Here is a 15,887-nt window from a genome sequence, read left to right on the forward strand (position 1 = left end):
ATCATCTGAAATCAGAGAAATATCCCAAGGTGGCGCGAGTGACGGGACTCGAACCCGCGACCCTCGGCGTGACAGGCCGATACTCTAACCAACTGAGCTACACCCGCGCATTGCGCTGTAGCGCCCCCTTGGGAGCCGCGCATCTAAGGGAGGCTCCGATTCCTGTCAACGCATATTCAGCCGCTTTTTTCGTACTTTTTTGCCTTTCTGCTCATGCTGTTGAAATTTACCCGAAATTTACCTTTGAGGCAGAGTCTTGTCGCTGAATCCACGTGGGGCAAACGGGGGAATTCGCATATGTTCAGGACTGCATTTCTCTTGGCATCGCTCGCCATGCTCGGCGGCGGCGCACTGGCGGCAAAGTCGGCTATCGACATCCAGTATTCGGTAACGCTCGATCCGCCGCCCTATTCCTATGACGGCGAAAGCACCCTCTTGGCGGCGCGCTGACCGCCCACTGCTTCAGCAGTTTTCGTATTTCCAGTTCCGGCGCTTGCCCTCGGCAATCCATTCGGTCGCCGTCGCAATCCGCTTGGCGCGGGTTTCCTCGCGCTTGGCCGAGACAATCCAGTCGAGATAATCGCGCCGCTGGGCGTCGGTGAACGCGGCCCAGGTCTCGACCGCCGCAGGTGAAGCTTGCAGGGCATCGGTGAAATCGTCGGGTACCGGGATAGGTTCCTTCGCCGCTGCGCGTGCGAGGGGCTTGCCACTTTCGAGCAATTCTATTCGCGATGCCAGCAAGCGTTTCAACGCGGCGGCATCGGGGCAATCCGCGACCGAAGTGAGCCTGCCGAAGCGGTCCCAATCGGCTTTCTCGTCTTCCTCGATCGCGCCATGCGGGAAAATCCGCACATGCGCCTTGAAGGCCGAGATACCCGCAAGGTTGCGGCCGCCCACCACCCAATGGGGCGCACCCCACTTGATGTCTTCCTCCGCATTGGGAACGACTTCGGCCATGAGTGCGCGCAGCCGCTCGAGAATTGGCTGCGCGAACTCTTCCTTGTCCGCAATGTAATCGTCGATTCGGCTGTCGTGTTTCATGCGACAGCCATAGCAAATCAGTCGACGAGAATAAGGGCAGGCGTTTCGAGCAGCTTTTTCAGCGCCTGGATGAAGCTCGCCGCATCCCAGCCATCGACCACACGGTGGTCGCAGCTGATCGAGATATTCATCAGCTTGCGCTTCTCGATCCGTTCGACACCGTCGCTGCCCTTCACATACATCGGACGTTCGATGATGCGGTTGGGGCCGATGATGGCGACTTCGGGACGGTTGATGACCGGAGTGGTCGCCACGCCGCCAAGCGGGCCGAGCGAGGTCACGGTCAGCGTGCCGCCTTCCATTTCTTCCTTCTTCGCCGTGCCGTTGCGGGCGGCATCGGCGAGGCGCGAGATTTCGCTGGCGAGCTGCCACAGGTTCCGGGCCTGCGCATCCTTGATGACCGGGACCATCAGCCCCGCATCGGTCTGCGCCGCCATGCCCATGTTGACCGAGCCGTGGCGCGTCACCACGCCCGCTTCGTCGTCATAGCGCGCGTTGATCATCGGGAAGTCGGGCAGCGTCTTGCAGATCGCGGTGATCAGCAGTGGCAGGATCGTCAGCTTCGGCTTGTCGCCGCGGCTGTCGTTCAATTGCGCACGCAGCACCTCGAGGTCGGTGACATCGCATTCCTCGACATAGGAGAAATGCGGAATGTTGCGCTTCGAGGCGGCCATGTTCTCAGCGATGCGGCGACGCATGCCGATGACCTTCTTTTCCTCGTCCTCGCGGGTCTTGGCCGCAGCCGAATAGCCCGAGTTGTAGGACAGGAACTGGTCGAGATCGCCGTGACGGATGCGGCCTTCTTCGCTCGGCTTCACCTGCGAAAGGTCGACACCGAGGTCCTTCGCACGCTTGCGCACTGCCGGGGTTGCGAGGACCTTGGCCGAGGGTGCCGGCTCGGGAGCAGGCGTCGGCGTGGGTGTAGGAGGCGGCGTCGGATCGGCAGCCATCGCATCGTCGGCATCGCTCGCATCGGAGGTTTCGACTTCGATACGCTCTTCGACTTCCTTAGCCTTGGGAGCGGGAGCGGGAGCCGGAGCAGCAGCTTCCTCGGCAACGTCTTCGGGCACTTCACCCTCGACCTCGATCACGACCAGCATCGAACCGATCGAGACCATGTCGCCTTCCTCACCGGCAATCTCGAGAATCTTGCCGTCGACCGGGCTTTCCATCGGGACGGTCGCCTTGTCGGTCATCATGTCGACGAATTCCTCGTCTTCCTTGACCGTGTCGCCGACCTTCTTGTGCCACTGGACGATTTCCGCCTCGGCAATGCCTTCGCCGATGTCGGGCATGTTGAAAATGAACTTTGCCATGTCGGTTACTCGCTGAGAATCTTGTCGAGGGCCTCGCCGATACGGATCGGGCCGGGGAAATAGGCCCATTCGAGGCTGTGGGGATAGGGCGTGTCGAAGCCGGTCACGCGTTCGACCGGGGCTTCGAGGTGGTAGAAGCAGCGTTCGGTCACCAGCGCGCTGAGTTCCGCGCCGAAACCGGCAGTGCGGGTCGCTTCGTGGACGATGAGGCAGCGGCCGGTCTTCTTGACCGATTCCTCGATCGTTTCGATGTCGACCGGAACGATGGTGCGCAGGTCGACGATGTCGGCCTCCACGCCCTTCTCGCGGCAGACCGCTTCGACCACGTGGACCATGGTGCCATAGGCGAGGATGGTGAGTTCATCGCCTTCGGTCGCATAGCGCGCCTTGCCGAGCGGAATCTTGTAATGCCCCTCGGGCACCACGCTCGCATCGAAGCGCTTCCACGGTTCGACCGGCTTGTCGTAATAGCCCGAGAACGGGCCGTTGTAGATGCGCTTGGGCTCGAAGAAGATGACCGGGTCATTGTCTTCGATGGCGCTGATGAGAAGGCCCTTGGCGTCATAGGGCGTCGCGGGAATGACCGTCTTCAGGCCGGAAACATGGGCGAAAATCGCCTCGGGGCTCTGGCTGTGGGTCTGGCCGCCGAAGATGCCGCCACCGAAGGGGCTGCGCACGGTGATCGGCGCGATATATTCAGCCGCCGAACGATAACGCAGACGCGCCGCTTCGGAGATGAGCTGGTCGAGGCCGGGATAGATGTAATCGGCAAACTGAATTTCCGGCACGGGGCGCAGGCCATAGGCCCCCATCCCCACCGCCGCGGCGATGATGCCGCATTCGGAAATCGGCGTGTCGAATACGCGGGTCTTGCCGTATTTCTGCTGGAGGCCGGCAGTGCAGCGGAACACGCCGCCGAAATAGCCGACGTCCTCGCCCATGATCACGATGTTCTCGTCGCGGCCCATGGTCACGTCGAGCGCGTCGTTGATCGCCTCGATCATGTTGAGGCGGCGTTCTGCGGGCGCTTCGCTTTCGCTGGCGGCCATGTCTTTAAGCTCGGTCATTCTGCGTCCCCCTGCGTCGCGGTGGAGGGCTTATCGAGTGCGAATTGCGTGAGAGCGGGTGTTTCTGCCTCGCCCAGTGTGTGCGTGGCGATAAAGCCCGACACGGCCGGCCAGACCTGCGAAATCATGGCATCGTCGCCCACGAGGTCATGATCGCCGCCCTCGACCGAGACGAGGTAGGACGGCCCTGCCACGCGCTCGGCGTAAATGCGGTGGTCGGCGGGGTCGGCAACGACCCCAGGGACAAGGTCGCTGTCCCCGGTCACCAGCATCGTCGGCAGAACGACGCTCGAGAATGCGTCATCACCAATCAGGCCGGGAATTTTGCCCGGGCTGGAGAAAGCCAGGATAGCGGAAACCCTGTCGTCCGTCGGGGCATCGAAGCCAGCCAGTCCGCCTGCGCGCACCATGGCATCGAGCGTGCCGAAAGAATGTCCTACGGCCAGCACCGGCAGCCCTTCGAAGCGCTCGCTCACGAGGTCCGAAGTGAGTGCCATGTCGATCATACGCGATGCAAAAGCCTGCTGCGGTGCAATCTTACCCTCGACCGACGAGCGCATCGAATCGGGGTGAAGCGGTGCGACCACTGCGAAGCCTTCGCCCGTGAGCCGCTCGACAAGCGCTTCGTAGGCTGCGGGCCATGAATTATAGCCGTGCGAGAACAGCGCGACACCGCGTTTCTCGCTTTCCGGCAGCCACACGCGAACGGGCAAGGCACGCTTGTCGGGCGTGGCAATCTCTACCGTTTCCGGCTCGGAGAGGGGGCCGGCAAGCGCCGGTTGGGCAGCCAGCGTCAGCGCCGCGAGGCCGAGTGCGAATGCGGACCTCATGCGCCCTTCCCTCCGTTCGGGAGTCCTTCGGGGAACTTGGTCTCACGTTCACGGATCGCCTGCTCGGCCTGCTCCTTGAGATGCCAGGGCAGTTCTTCGAACACGTCCTCGAACATGGTGCGGAACGGGTGGTGGAGGCCGTGGCCGAGGATGCCATTCTCTTCGGCTTCCTTGGTCGTCTTCTTGACGTATTCGGCCGCTTCGAGGTCCATTTTTTCCTGACGCTCCTCGTCCCACTCGCCGATTTCGATGAGGTGGTTCTTGAGGCGCATGACAGGGTCGCCGAGCGGCCATTCGTCACGCTCCTGCGCGCTGCGATATCCAGAAGGATCGTCGGACGTGGAGTGCCCTTCGGCGCGGTAGCTGAAGAATTCAATCAGCGTCGGCCCGGCATTGGCGCGGGCACGGTTGGCAGCCCATTGCTCTGCCGCATAGCAGGCGAGCGGGTCGTTGCCGTCCACGCGCAGCGAAGCGATCCCATAGCCGACACCCCGTGCGGCGAAGGTCGCGCGCTCGGCACCCGCAAAACCGCTGAAGCTGGAAATCGCCCACTGATTATTGACTACGTTGAGGATAACCGGCGCGTTGTAGACGGTCGCAAAGAGGCAGGCGGAGTGGAAGTCGCCTTCCGCGGTGCTGCCCTCGCCCACCCAGGTCGCGGCAATGCGGCTGTCGCCCTTGATCGCCGACGCCATCGCCCAGCCGACCGCCTGCGGGGTCTGCGTGGCGAGGTTGCCCGAAATGGTGAAGAAGCTGTGCTCCTTCGAGGAATACATGATGGGCAGCTGGCGGCCCTTCAGCTTGTCGCCTCGGTTCGAGTAGATCTGGTTGATCATCTCGATCATCGGGTAGCCGCGCTGGATCAGGATGCCCTGCTGGCGATAGCTCGGGAAGACCATGTCGTCCGCCGCGAGCGCCATCGAGGCCGAGACGCTGGTTGCCTCTTCACCGGTACACTTCATGTAAAACGAAGTCTTGCCCTGCCGCTGGCCGCGGAACATGCGCTCGTCGAAAGCGCGCGTCATGGCCATGTGGCCGAGCATGGTGCGCAGCGTCTCGGGGTCGAGCTTCGGGTCCCAGGCCCCGTGCGCCTTGTTGTCCTCGCCCAGAACGCGGATGAGGCCATGCGCGAAATCGAGCATGTCTTCCGGCTTGGTGGTCTCGTCGGGGCGCGGCTGCGCGCCAGCCTTCGGCACCTGGATGTGCGAGAAATCGACCGCATCACCGGGGCGGAACTTCGGTTCGGGTACGTGAAGCGACAGCTTCGGGCGGTTGTCGCCCAGATTCGCATCACCTTGAGGCCTGTCGGCCATAGAATCGTCTCCCAGACGTAATCTTACGCTTGTGCGTTATTTTATTTCACGACGCGGAGACGGTCAAGGTAGGCTGTGCATACGATTTCGGTCACGCCGCGCCTTATACAGCAACGGGGGCCTTGATGGGCCCGTGCGGCGTGTAGTCGTGAACCGCGAAATCCTCAATCCGGTAGTCGAAGATAGTCGGCGGACGCCGCACAATCTCAAGCGCCGGCTGTCCTACCGGTTCCCGCGAAAGCTGCTGTTTCACGAGATGTTCGTGGTTGAGATAGAGATGCGTGTCGCCGCCCATCCACACGAATTCGCCCGGCTCCATGCCTACCTGCTGGGCCAGCATGCGCAGCAGCAGCGCGCCCGACCACAGGTTGAACGGCAAGCCAAGCGCCACATCGCAGCTGCGCTGGTAGAGGATGCCGTTGAGGCGCGGCTCGCCGTCGATGCCGGTCGAGACATGGTACTGGTAGGTCTTGTGGCACGGCGGGAGTGCCATGCGCGGCACTTCGGCGACGTTCCAGCCCTCGATGATGTGGCGGCGGCTGCCCGGATTCTCGCGCAGCGATTCGACCACCTCGGCGACCTGGTTGATGCCGCGTCCTTTGCGAAACAGCCCGCCCTTCACCGGCTGGTAGGTCGGCCAGTCGACCCATTGCTTGCCATAGACCGGCCCGAGGTCACCCCACATGGCGGCGAATTGCTCGTCATCGGCGATTTTCTGGACGAAATCGTCGAGCGAGATGTCCTCGCCCGTTTCCTCGACATAGCGCGCATGCGGCCACTCGTTCCAGATTTTAACGCCCTGCAGCACCAGCGGACGGATGTTCGTATTGCCGGTGAGAAACCACAGCAATTCGCGCGTGGCGGTCTTCCAGTAGACCCGCTTTGTGGTCACCAGCGGCATCGCGCCATCGGACAGGTCGAACCGCAGCTGCGCACCGAAAATCGAGCGCGTGCCGACGCCCGTACGGTCGCTGCGCTCGTCGCCCTCGAGCCAGATGAGGCGCATGAGGTCGAGATATTGCTGTTCGAAATGGACTTCGGGCACGTCGGGATTTTCGCTTTTCATTGTCCGTGCGACCCTAAGCGGAAATTTAGGCAAAAGCCCGCTTGCGTGCAAGGCAATCCACACCTATAGGGCGCGCCTGCCTCGCGGGGGACCTCCCCCGCAACGCATCCGGTCGGGGAGTAGCTCAGCCTGGTAGAGCACTGTCTTCGGGAGGCAGGGGCCGGAGGTTCGAATCCTCTCTCCCCGACCATTTTACTGCCGCACGGGCCTCATGTGCGGCGCGCGAACACCCAGAATTTCGACAGCAGGAAAGTCAGCGGTGGCACGATCGCCAGCGTGGCGAGGACGTATGTCCAATGGGGCAGCGCCCGCGCTTCGACCACTGCGAGGATAGCCGTGGTCAGTCCAAGGCTGGTCAGCGAGACCACGGCGAAACGGGCCAATGCGGGCCACCACGCCTCGCTGTAAGCGAAGGTCACGCGGGCATTGCCGACAAAGGAAATGCCGACCGCGCTCAGGAAGCCTGCGAGATTTGCCGCATAAGGGTTGATGCTGGTCGCCGTCAGTAGTGCATAGGCAACCGCGACATGCGCCAGCGTTGCCAGCATGCCGACCGAGCCGAAGGACAGCAATTGCCGCACGAGCCGCATGTCAGCGTCCGGGCTTTTCCACGATGGCATAGGCCGACAGGCCGAAGGGCAGGCCGAATTTCCCGGCCATTGCGCTTTCCACCGAGAATACCCCGCCGAGCGCCTTGTTCACCGGCTTGGGCGGCATGTCATCGCCTACTGCCGGGCTGTTCGAAGCACGGGTAGCGATACGCTGCGCCACGGCGAGCGGGAACAGCAGGCTGTTGAAATAGCCGGTCTTCACCGGGCTTAGACCAGCAGCCCGAATCACGGTCTCCAACGACTTGCGCGAGTAACGGCGTTTGTGATGGTGCAATTCGTCATGCTTCGACCAGAGCCACTGGAAGGCGGGCACGGTGATGAGCATGCGGCCATTCTCGGCCAGCCCCCTGCCGAGCGTTTCCAGCGAGGCGCGGTCATCATCGATATGTTCAAGCACATCGAGCAATGCGATGAGGTCGTAGGTGCGCCCGCCGAAGTCGACACCATGGGGCAATGCGCCCGGCATGACGGCGATTCCAGACTGCGCAGTCGAATAGGCGCGCGCCTCTTCCGAATATTCGAATGCGGAAACGCGGCCGAATTCCTCGAGCAGCGGCAAGTTTCCGCCGAAACCGCAACCAGCCTCGAAAATTCGCGCATCGGGGCCGAGATTGCCGTGGCGCTGGATGAGCTGGCGCAGGAACTTGCGGCGCCCGACGAACCACCAGTGTTCGTCCTGCAAATCGCGCATGGAGTGATAGGCGGCGACGTCCATGGCGTCAGAACCCTTCCCGGCTCTCGACCACATAGAGCGGGCGTCCGCGAACCTGGATGGCCACGCGGCCAAGATATTCGCCGATGAGGCCAAGCGAGAGCAGGTTGAGCCCGCCCAGCATCAGCACGGTAATCATGATGGAGGCATAGCCCGGCACGTCCGCACCCTGCGTCAACGTGTAAACCAGCAGGAAGCCGGCATAGGCCACCGCGCCCAGCGAAATCAGCGCGCCGATGATGGTCCAGATGCGCAGCGGCAACGTTGTCGAGGACACGATACCGTCGAGGGCAAGGTTGAGCAGTTTAAGCGTGCGCCACTTGCTCGTGCCTACCTCGCGCTCGGGGCGGACATATTCGACCGTCTCGGTGGTAAACCCGATCCACGAGAACAGGCCCTTGTTGAAGCGCGTGTGCTCGGTCATCTGCTTGAGCACTTCGATGGCATCGCGGTCGAGCAGGCGGAAATCGCCCACATCGTCGGCAATCTTGTGGTCGGCCACCATGTTGATGGTGCGATAGAAAAGGCGCGAGGTGCTGCGCTTGAACATTGTATCCGCACTGCGGTCGCAGCGGCGCGCGTTGACCACCTTGGCGCCGCCGAGCCATTTCTCCACCATCGGGCGGATGACTTCGGGCGGGTCCTGCAGGTCGACGTCCATCGGAATGGCGGCATCACCGGTGGCTGCATCGAGCCCGGCGCTGAGCGCTGCTTCCTTGCCGAAATTGCGCGACAGGGTGAGCAGCTTGATGCGGGCATCGCCCTTGCGCAGCGTGCGCACGATGGTGGAAGTGCCGTCGCTGCTGCCGTCGTCGACGAAGATGATTTCGAGGCGGGGCGCGATTTGCGGCTCGGGCCAGCTGGCCGACATGGCCTTGTCGACCGCGAAAATGAATTCGCGAATGCCGTCCGCCTCGTTGAAAACGGGCACGACAAGCGACAACAGGGTCTCGCCCAGATTGCCGATATCCTTGTCGAAGGTCTGATTTTCCAACACCTTGCGCAATACCCCCGCAGTGCAGCTTGCCCGCTGCCTGCCGTTTTATCGCGTCAAAGCGTTAAATAAGTCTTTACCATGTTTGGCGCGAACACCGGTTGGACCCGGGGGGAAGGTCACGGCTCCCGAGCGGTAGAGGATACGATTTCGAAAAGCCTCGCCTCTTCCATCCCGATATCCGTCAACACCAGGTCGAAACGCGCGTCGCTCTCGAGTTGTTCATTGATGTACTGCGGCCAGATGAAAACGCGATAGCCCTGCGCCAGGGCGCTCTCGAGCAATGCCATGTCTATCTTCCCGCTTTGCTCGTGCGGCAGCGCGGCGAAGTGGCCCCCCCGCAGCGCCCAGCCTATCAGGTAACGCGAGGGCACATATGCCACGGCACGATCGGGCAGGCCGGAATGGGCCCGGCTGTATTCAACCGCGTCCTGACGGGTAAGTTGGGCGTTGCGATAATCCTGCAGGGCAAGCGCCGATGCCAGCGCGGCGGACAAGGCCCCTGCCAGCAGCAGACCTTGCGAAAGGAGTCTGGGCTTTTTGGACCCATGCCAGGCCAGGGACAGCGCCGCGGTCCCCAGAAGGATCCATGTCGGCAGCATCTGGTGCGCTCCCCCCTGCCCCGACGGCATGAATTTGGACCACGCCACCAATATGACAAAACCTGCGAACAGGCCGCTCAGCACCCAGATGCGCGGCTGCTTCGCACGTTGCCACAGATCGACCAAAACCGGTGCGGCCGAGGCGCAGAAAAAGGGAACCAGCGGCAGGAGGTAACGCATGTTGCTGCCAAGGCCCCCGTGCCAGTCCTTGGGAAAGAACGGCAAGCTCCAGACAAGGAACAGCAGCAGCAGCGTTACGCGGGTGCGACCGGTCAGATAACCCCTGCCAATCAGGGCGGGCAAGGCGAGCGCCATCCAGGGCAGGCTCTGCCCGAGCGCCTTCTTCCAGAAGCCCCAGAACAGCTGGGTGCCATTGTCGAGCGCAACCACACCGGAGCGCGGATCGGCGAGCGCTTTTGCATCGACCATCAGGGCCCAGAAGCCGTGGAGATAAGCGCCTGCGAACTGGTAGCCGACAGCCAGGGTGACAAGCACGGCCAGTGCGCATCCTACGACCAGCTTGCGGCGGTAACGCTCCTCGCCCAGCATTTTCTTGAAGACGAAAGCGCCGAGCGCGAGCACCACCAGCACGACAAGCATGACGAGATGAGCCGAAAGGCTGGTCCCGCCACCGTTGCTCTGCCCGTATGTCGCGGGATTGAGCGTGCCGAACTTGACCCAATTGATAAGCGATGCTGCGATGCCGAACGGAAGGAAACCAAGCCCGATCAGCAAGAGCGGCCTGACAGGCCGTGCGTGAAGCAGGAAGATCGCGATGCCGATAGCAGCACCTGCAAGGACGACACTGAGGCGGAAATGCAGCCCGAGGCCCAGCGCCACCCCTGCCAGCACGCAGTGCCATGCCTGCGGCTTTTGCGCATGGATGATATCGAGCGCGAGACTGGCGGCGACCAGCACTGCCAGCATTTCCACCGTATGAGGCCAGACCGCGAAGGCATATTCGAGGAAAAAGCTGCAACAGAGCAAGAGCAGGCAGGCGACGATGGCCGCGCTCTGTCCGCCGAAGTGGCGAGTAGTCATGCGATAGAGGACGAAAACCGCGGCCAGCGCGGCGACCGCATTTGCCAGCATCAGCCCCTTCGTACCCAGCAAAGCCAGCAGGGGCGCTCCGACTATGGCCGACCCGGCGGGATATTGCGGGGTGTAACCGTTCTCGCCGAGGATCAGGATCCACAGCCGCAACTGGCCCGATTGCAATTCGGGTGTGCCGTTCTGGACGAAAAACCCATGTCCGCGCGCCATTGCGTCGGCTCCGGCGAAAAGGACAAATTCGTCGATCGTGAAGAGCCCCGGCGATGCCGACAGGCCAAGCACGATGAAAAGGCCGAGGACGCCCAGCACTGCGACAGTCTTGTGGAACTTGCTCACTCGGCCCCCTCGCGCCGGCGCCAGACTGCATAGGCTTCGCCTACACGGCCCACCATCCGATACTGCAGCCACGCCTGCCTGAACCGAGGATCTTCACCCTGGAAAGCAAGATAATCGAAGTGCTCTCCGTGAAAATAGCTCTTATCTTCGCGGATATCGACGAAGACCACGTCCGGGCGATATCGCAGGAAGTCCTCGGTATTTGCCGAGCGGGCGTTGGCCAGGATCGCTTCATATTCGCCGCATCCGTCACGCTTATCGAGACAAGTACCGCGCCGGGTGGCGATAAGTGCACCCGGGATGGTCCATTGCGCCGGATAACGGCTCGCCCAGCGTCCGCCGACAGCGTTCACGAACGGGAAGGAGGCATAGACGTTGGTCGAATAGACCATGATCGTCTCGCCTTCATTTTGGACGAAAGGCGTGAAGGCATCGACCGAAGCCGGCCGATAGGGCCCCTCGGCCAGTTCCTTACCGAAAGTGAAACAGGCAATCAGCAGGACGAGCACGGCCGGAGCAACCTCCCGCCGGGCGAAAATCCCCTTCTCGACTGCCAGCCACCCTGCCCCGGCCATGAGGAAATAGGACAAGGGCAGGATTTGGTAGTCCCATCCCTTGAACTGGATGAGATAGCTGACAAGCGCGCCTGCCCCCGCACCGACATAACGCAGGCTGACCGGGTCACCGGCGAAGCCGCGATGGAAGAGCAGCAGGGTGAACAGGAACAATCCGACCGTTTCGAGCCGGAAAAGTACGCGCGTGGAGTCTTCGCCATAGACCCAGTAGATTTTCCGGGCGACATCGAGGATGTCGGAGAAAAACTCGGGGTGGACGATGATCGTGAACGCGGCAAAGCAGACCAGCCCCGTTGCAAGCCCCAGATTGGCTGGCTCGAATGATCTCCTGATCACCCCCTTGAATGGCCCCGCCAATACGATTCCGGCAGCGATGAGCAGGAAATAGGGCTTGAGCGCGAAACCGAGCGTGGCGACGAGACCGAGAAGGAAGGCCTCGGCCTTGCCGATACCGATCCGCTCGCGTCCGATGATCGCGTAGGTGAGGTAGGGCATGCCGAATATCAGCAGCATGTGCTCACGCTGGGCGAGTTCGCCAATCGGCAGGAGGAACAATCCGCCAAGGCATGTAGCAAAGGTAACGCCTTGCGCTGCCAGCTGCAGGTTGGATTTTCGCAACAGGCGCAGGACCCACAGGCCGGAGAGACCGCACAGCATGCAGGTCTGGAGGACGAGCGCCACGGTGTCGCTGAGCCCGGTCAGGTCAGCGAACAGGAGCGCGGGTGCAGTCAGGTAGAAATTGAGCGGAGGATTGACCTCCATGATGTCGACATAGAGTTGCTGGCCATCAAGGAACTTGCGCGTGGCGACAAGATACCAGCTGTCGTCATGGCTCAGCCAGAACCGACTGTAGAATGCCGCCGCCAGCGCCGCGACCAGCACCGGAAGGGCGTAGAGAACCACTGGCAAGCGGTGCGCAGAGTCGGTGCTGGTGTCGGTGGATGCCATGGGAAATGCCGGGTGGTTCGTGAAAGCGCTTGAGGCTATGGGTAATCGAACGGTAGGAACCTTAGGAATAGTCCGGCGCGGTTCATCCCCCGCCATGCGGCTTTCCTACGGGGGTATGGTTAATAATTTCGTGACAAGACTCTCGAGCCTCTGGAATGCGGGCGTGAACCTCTCGCGCGGTCCGATTGCACGGGCGAGTGCGCTCAGCCTCGGCATCAGGCTGACAGGCCTTGCGCTGCTGTTTGCCCAGGCGGTGCTCACCGCGCGGCTCCTGGGTCCGGCAGGCTACGGAACCATCGCCACCGTTCTCGCGATAGCCCAGGTGCTGGCGATGCTGGCCGTATTCGGCCTCGGGCCGATGGCGGTGCGCGAGGTGCCTTCGCGCCTTGCGGGCGGCGAACTGGCCGCCCTGGCCAGATTGTGGCGGCTATCCTTGCGGATAGTCCTGCTGCTTTCGATCCTGTTTGCAGCTGTAGCAGTCCTCGTCGCGATACCCGCATTTGCTGGACAGCATACAGCCGGCGAAAGACTTGCGTTCGGGGGCCTTCTTGTGGTCCCCCTTGCGCTGGTCGGCCTGCTGCGCGGCTGGGCCCAGGGCTTCGACAGGATGTGGAATGCCCAGCTTCCCTCGGAGGTTATGAGGCCGGCCCTCATGGTCGCGGCCATGCTGGTCGTGGCGCTTGGCGGACTCGCTTTTTCGCCGCGGGATTATGTCATGCTCGCCCTGATCGGGACCGTGCTGGCAGCCGCCGCATCCTTTGCGATGCTGTGGCACAGCAATTTGCGCAAGCTGCCGAAGGACGCAGAAAAACCAGCCGCCAAGGCGACAGCCATGGCATCGCTTCCCTTTCTTGGCCTGGGCATAACCGTCATCCTCCAGGGCGAACTCAATACCCTTCTTTTGGCCAGCCTCGCGGGCCCCGAGGAAACCGGTCTCTTCCAGCCGGTAGCGCGCGTGGCCCCGCTTCTCGCCCTTCCGGTGCAGGCTGCAGGCATGCGATTTGCGCCAAAAATCGCCGAATTCTGGCGCAAGGGCGACATCGAGCGTGTGCGTTCGCTGACACGCACCTTCACCTGGACGACCAGCCTGCTCACTGCGCTTATAGCGATTGCTATCGCGGCAGCCGGCCCTTGGATCTTCGCTCTTTTCGGCAAGGAGTTCATCGCGAGCGCGCCCCTTCTCTGGGTAATGGCCGCAGCCTATGTGATTAGCGCGGCGGGCGGGCCGGCGGGGGTCATCTTCGCGATGGCCCGGCGCACCGGAACGGCCGCCATGGGGCAGATCGCCGGCCTCGCGGTCAATCTGGCTATCGGGGTGTTGCTGATACCCTCTTACGGGGCGGCTGGAGCCGTCATGGCGATGCTGGCGGCCTTCGTGACATGGAACCTCCTGCTGGTCGCCCTCATGCGGCGGCAGCTGGGTATCGACCCTTCGCTGTTCGCTCTGGTTTCTCAACCGCGCGACAGACCCGCGGCATAGGATCGTAATCTCGCACGATAGCCGAGGCAGGCCTCGTGCAGGGCGCGCCCCTTTGCCTCGGGCGCGGAGATTGCCCCATCCAGCTTGCTCCGCAGTTCCTCGCTGCTGAAATCCGCATAGCCCAGGAGATTGTCCTCGGCTTCGATCGAAGCGCAGAAATCGCGGCATTTCCTGCGGTATTCGAGCAGCAGGTTGGGCAGCCCGCACATCGAGGCAAGCACGCTGCCATGGAGCCGCACGCTGACCGACAAACACGCCCTGCGCGCAAATTGCCGATAGGCTTCGAAGGTCGGGGGGCACTGGATGGCCGTTCCGCCAAGACCGGCAGCCGCCAGCACTTTTCCAATGGGTTCGAGATCGTCCGAATGGAAGGCCAGCGGCACGATAGTCCACCCGGCTGCTGCCAGCCGCGCCAGTTCGCTCGCCATCGCCGTATCGAAAGCGGCGAGGCGCGCCTTGTCTTCGGACGTGCGCCCTACGCTGGTATTGAACAGCAGGGTTTTCGAGTTCGGGTCGCAGTCCTGAGCGTCCGGCGTCAGGGCCAGCGCCAGGTCGCCGATGATTTCAGCCTTGTCGACTCCTGCGCGGTGCAATTGCGCAAGCGAGTGCGGACCGCGCACCCCCACCCGTTCGAAGCGTGACAGTGCACGGGCCCAACGCGGGTCGAGTTCCCCCTCACTCCCCGAAAAGCCCGCACTACCGACACCGGTGCCCAGCGTCGCCAAGGGTATGCCAAGGTCGAGACATTGTTCGGCGATGTCGATGTAATTCGCATTCACCAGGGTCCCGCCGCCAAGGAAAGCCAGCTCGAAGCGCGCTGTCCCGCCAAGCGGTGTTCGCGCCAGAAGCCGCTCCCCCCCGGGCGTCGACAGGGTTTCCACCCGCGGTCCCAGCAATGCATGCGCGGCTTCGTACATCGCTTCGTCGCCAAGATTGTCGTGGCCGACAAACCCGATGTAACCGGTCCTGCACCCCGGGCTTGCGATGCGCGCCAGCGCCTTGCGGGCAAGGACGGTAGCGGAGCGAATGTTGCTCATTTTGCGCCCTTTCTCACCCTATAGGTAAATCCGCCCCAGCTTTGGGCCGCCCGGGTCAGGCTTTCGGCAGCACCGCCCCTGCGACCCATGGCCAATCGCAGCCCTGCCTGTCCCATCCATACTGCGGTGCGCCCCGCAGCCTTGGCTGCCTCAAGCGCCCCACCCTTACGCATGGCCGCGGCTCCCCGTCCGATACGGGCGAACCTGCCAAGCTGGAAAGCAAGCTTCATCTCGTCTTGCGAAATGATGTGCTCGACCTTCGCGGCGGGCACGAACCGGAAGGTCGCACCGCGCCGGACGAGGGCGCGTGCCATCATGCTGTCCTCGCCGCCGATCGCCAGTTTTCCCTGCCCGAAATTGACTGCCCCGGTCTCGAACCGCTCGTCGCCCAGAATGTCGCGGCGCACGGCAAAGTTGGCACCCTTGACCTCGTCGGGCGCGATCGGTCCTGCCTCGCGCTCCGGTGCAGTGCAGCCGCAGGCGCGGCCCTTGTCGGCAAGCGCTGCAAGCCATTCCGGCGCCGGTCCGAGCCAGTGCGGTGCGATTGCACCGGCATAGGCACCTGCATCGGGAAAGCTCTCCGCTGCATCAAGGTAGCTGGCCAGCCATTGTTCGGAGGGAATGGCATCGTCGTCGAGGAAGATAAGCAAATCGCCCGTGGCGTTGGCAATGCCAGTGTTGAGCGCGTGCGATTTTCCAGCGCGCGGCTCGTCCAGCACGATAGCGCGGCCACCTGCAGCAAACCGGGCCATCAACGCCTTGGTATCGTCCGTGCTGCCATTGTCGACGAGCAGGATTTCCACGCCGCCTTCGACCCGTTCGAGCTGTGCCAGCGCATCGAGCACCAGCGGCAGCGTGTCCGCGCCATTGCGGCTGGGGAGGATGATGGAACAGCAAACCATGGAA

Annotated in this window: 15 protein-coding genes and 2 tRNA genes; 3 read left to right on the plus strand and 14 right to left on the minus strand. The window is 62.7% G+C overall.

Going from position 1 to position 15,887, the window contains the following annotated elements:
* Positions 1-30 precede the first annotated feature (30 nt).
* Positions 31-107: transfer RNA gene (locus K3152_RS05420), tRNA-Asp, on the minus strand.
* Positions 108-297: 190 nt separating this feature from the next.
* Between K3152_RS05420 and K3152_RS05425 the strand changes: the two genes are divergently transcribed.
* On the plus strand, positions 298-450 hold the full coding sequence (locus tag K3152_RS05425; protein WP_221573121.1) for a hypothetical protein: 153 nt from the start codon (positions 298-300) through the stop codon (positions 448-450).
* Positions 451-462: 12 nt separating this feature from the next.
* Here K3152_RS05425 and K3152_RS05430 read toward each other — a convergent pair whose 3' ends face one another.
* From K3152_RS05430 to thyA, 6 genes are all read right to left on the minus strand, one after another.
* Positions 463-1,041: a YdeI/OmpD-associated family protein gene (locus K3152_RS05430; RefSeq protein ID WP_221573122.1), complete on the minus strand. Its 579-nt coding sequence runs from the start codon at positions 1,039-1,041 to the stop codon at positions 463-465.
* 17 nt (positions 1,042-1,058) lie between these two features.
* The gene (locus K3152_RS05435; RefSeq protein ID WP_221573123.1) at positions 1,059-2,357 is read right to left on the minus strand and encodes a dihydrolipoamide acetyltransferase family protein; all 1,299 of its coding nucleotides are present in this window, start codon (positions 2,355-2,357) and stop codon (positions 1,059-1,061) included.
* Between the two features lie 5 nt (positions 2,358-2,362).
* The gene (locus K3152_RS05440) at positions 2,363-3,424 is read right to left on the minus strand and encodes an alpha-ketoacid dehydrogenase subunit beta (protein WP_221573124.1); all 1,062 of its coding nucleotides are present in this window, start codon (positions 3,422-3,424) and stop codon (positions 2,363-2,365) included.
* The gene (locus K3152_RS05445) at positions 3,421-4,254 is read right to left on the minus strand and encodes an alpha/beta hydrolase family protein (protein ID WP_221573125.1); all 834 of its coding nucleotides are present in this window, start codon (positions 4,252-4,254) and stop codon (positions 3,421-3,423) included. The genes K3152_RS05440 and K3152_RS05445 overlap by 4 nt, the downstream gene beginning before the upstream one ends.
* A complete protein-coding gene (locus K3152_RS05450) occupies positions 4,251-5,567 on the minus strand; it encodes a 3-methyl-2-oxobutanoate dehydrogenase (2-methylpropanoyl-transferring) subunit alpha (RefSeq protein ID WP_221573126.1) in 1,317 nt (438 codons plus the stop codon). Before K3152_RS05450 ends, K3152_RS05445 begins: the two co-directional genes overlap by 4 nt.
* 103 nt (positions 5,568-5,670) lie before the next feature.
* Entirely contained in the window at positions 5,671-6,633 is a 963-nt protein-coding gene (gene thyA, locus K3152_RS05455) for a thymidylate synthase (RefSeq protein ID WP_221573127.1), read from the minus strand.
* A 113-nt stretch (positions 6,634-6,746) separates the two neighbouring features.
* Between thyA and K3152_RS05460 the strand changes: the two genes are divergently transcribed.
* Positions 6,747-6,823, plus strand: a tRNA-Pro gene (locus tag K3152_RS05460).
* 19 nt (positions 6,824-6,842) lie between these two features.
* Here the strand turns inward: K3152_RS05460 and K3152_RS05465 are convergent.
* The 5 genes from K3152_RS05465 to K3152_RS05485 all read right to left on the minus strand — a co-directional run bounded on the left by K3152_RS05465 (position 6,843) and on the right by K3152_RS05485 (position 12,464).
* Complete coding sequence (locus K3152_RS05465; RefSeq protein WP_221573128.1) at positions 6,843-7,223, minus strand: GtrA family protein; 381 nt, start codon at positions 7,221-7,223, stop codon at positions 6,843-6,845.
* A gap of 1 nt (position 7,224) precedes the next feature.
* A complete protein-coding gene (locus tag K3152_RS05470) occupies positions 7,225-7,959 on the minus strand; it encodes a class I SAM-dependent methyltransferase (RefSeq protein ID WP_247713238.1) in 735 nt (244 codons plus the stop codon).
* A 4-nt stretch (positions 7,960-7,963) separates the two neighbouring features.
* Positions 7,964-8,950 carry a glycosyltransferase family 2 protein gene (locus K3152_RS05475; protein ID WP_247713239.1) on the minus strand — a complete coding sequence of 329 codons (987 nt, stop codon included), beginning with the start codon at positions 8,948-8,950 and terminating at the stop codon, positions 7,964-7,966.
* 119 nt (positions 8,951-9,069) lie between these two features.
* Positions 9,070-10,941, minus strand: a complete 1,872-nt coding sequence (locus K3152_RS05480) for a glycosyltransferase family 39 protein (RefSeq protein WP_221573129.1) — start codon at positions 10,939-10,941, stop codon at positions 9,070-9,072.
* The gene (locus K3152_RS05485; RefSeq protein WP_221573130.1) at positions 10,938-12,464 is read right to left on the minus strand and encodes an AEC family transporter; all 1,527 of its coding nucleotides are present in this window, start codon (positions 12,462-12,464) and stop codon (positions 10,938-10,940) included. Before K3152_RS05485 ends, K3152_RS05480 begins: the two co-directional genes overlap by 4 nt.
* 130 nt (positions 12,465-12,594) lie before the next feature.
* Here K3152_RS05485 and K3152_RS05490 point away from each other — a divergent pair, with 130 nt between their 5' ends.
* Positions 12,595-13,944 (plus strand): oligosaccharide flippase family protein, encoded by a 1,350-nt coding sequence (locus K3152_RS05490; protein WP_221573131.1) that lies wholly within the window; start codon positions 12,595-12,597, stop codon positions 13,942-13,944.
* Here the strand turns inward: K3152_RS05490 and K3152_RS05495 are convergent.
* Both K3152_RS05495 and K3152_RS05500 read right to left on the minus strand, forming a co-directional pair.
* Positions 13,917-14,981 (minus strand): polysaccharide pyruvyl transferase family protein, encoded by a 1,065-nt coding sequence (locus tag K3152_RS05495; protein WP_221573132.1) that lies wholly within the window; start codon positions 14,979-14,981, stop codon positions 13,917-13,919. The two genes, K3152_RS05490 and K3152_RS05495, sit on opposite strands and share 28 nt — an antisense overlap.
* On the minus strand, positions 14,978-15,883 hold the full coding sequence (locus K3152_RS05500) for a glycosyltransferase family 2 protein (protein ID WP_221573133.1): 906 nt from the start codon (positions 15,881-15,883) through the stop codon (positions 14,978-14,980). Before K3152_RS05500 ends, K3152_RS05495 begins: the two co-directional genes overlap by 4 nt.
* Positions 15,884-15,887 lie beyond the last annotated feature (4 nt).

The organism is Qipengyuania polymorpha (assembly GCF_019711435.1).
Lineage (GTDB): Bacteria > Pseudomonadota > Alphaproteobacteria > Sphingomonadales > Sphingomonadaceae > Qipengyuania > Qipengyuania polymorpha.

Excerpts from the sequence above, each read along its gene's own strand:
- K3152_RS05500 (WP_221573133.1), bottom strand. The coding sequence starts at position 15,883 with ATGGTTTGCTGTTCCATCATCCTCCCCAGCCGCAATGGCGCGGACACG.
- K3152_RS05425 (WP_221573121.1), top strand. The coding sequence starts at position 298 with ATGTTCAGGACTGCATTTCTCTTGGCATCGCTCGCCATGCTCGGCGGC.
- K3152_RS05440 (WP_221573124.1), bottom strand. The coding sequence starts at position 3,424 with ATGACCGAGCTTAAAGACATGGCCGCCAGCGAAAGCGAAGCGCCCGCA.
- K3152_RS05470 (WP_247713238.1), bottom strand. The coding sequence starts at position 7,959 with ATGGACGTCGCCGCCTATCACTCCATGCGCGATTTGCAGGACGAACAC.
- K3152_RS05450 (WP_221573126.1), bottom strand. The coding sequence starts at position 5,567 with ATGGCCGACAGGCCTCAAGGTGATGCGAATCTGGGCGACAACCGCCCG.
- K3152_RS05435 (WP_221573123.1), bottom strand. The coding sequence starts at position 2,357 with ATGGCAAAGTTCATTTTCAACATGCCCGACATCGGCGAAGGCATTGCC.
- thyA (WP_221573127.1), bottom strand. The coding sequence starts at position 6,633 with ATGAAAAGCGAAAATCCCGACGTGCCCGAAGTCCATTTCGAACAGCAA.
- K3152_RS05465 (WP_221573128.1), bottom strand. The coding sequence starts at position 7,223 with ATGCGGCTCGTGCGGCAATTGCTGTCCTTCGGCTCGGTCGGCATGCTG.
- K3152_RS05445 (WP_221573125.1), bottom strand. The coding sequence starts at position 4,254 with ATGAGGTCCGCATTCGCACTCGGCCTCGCGGCGCTGACGCTGGCTGCC.
- K3152_RS05485 (WP_221573130.1), bottom strand. The coding sequence starts at position 12,464 with ATGGCATCCACCGACACCAGCACCGACTCTGCGCACCGCTTGCCAGTG.
- K3152_RS05430 (WP_221573122.1), bottom strand. The coding sequence starts at position 1,041 with ATGAAACACGACAGCCGAATCGACGATTACATTGCGGACAAGGAAGAG.
- K3152_RS05495 (WP_221573132.1), bottom strand. The coding sequence starts at position 14,981 with ATGAGCAACATTCGCTCCGCTACCGTCCTTGCCCGCAAGGCGCTGGCG.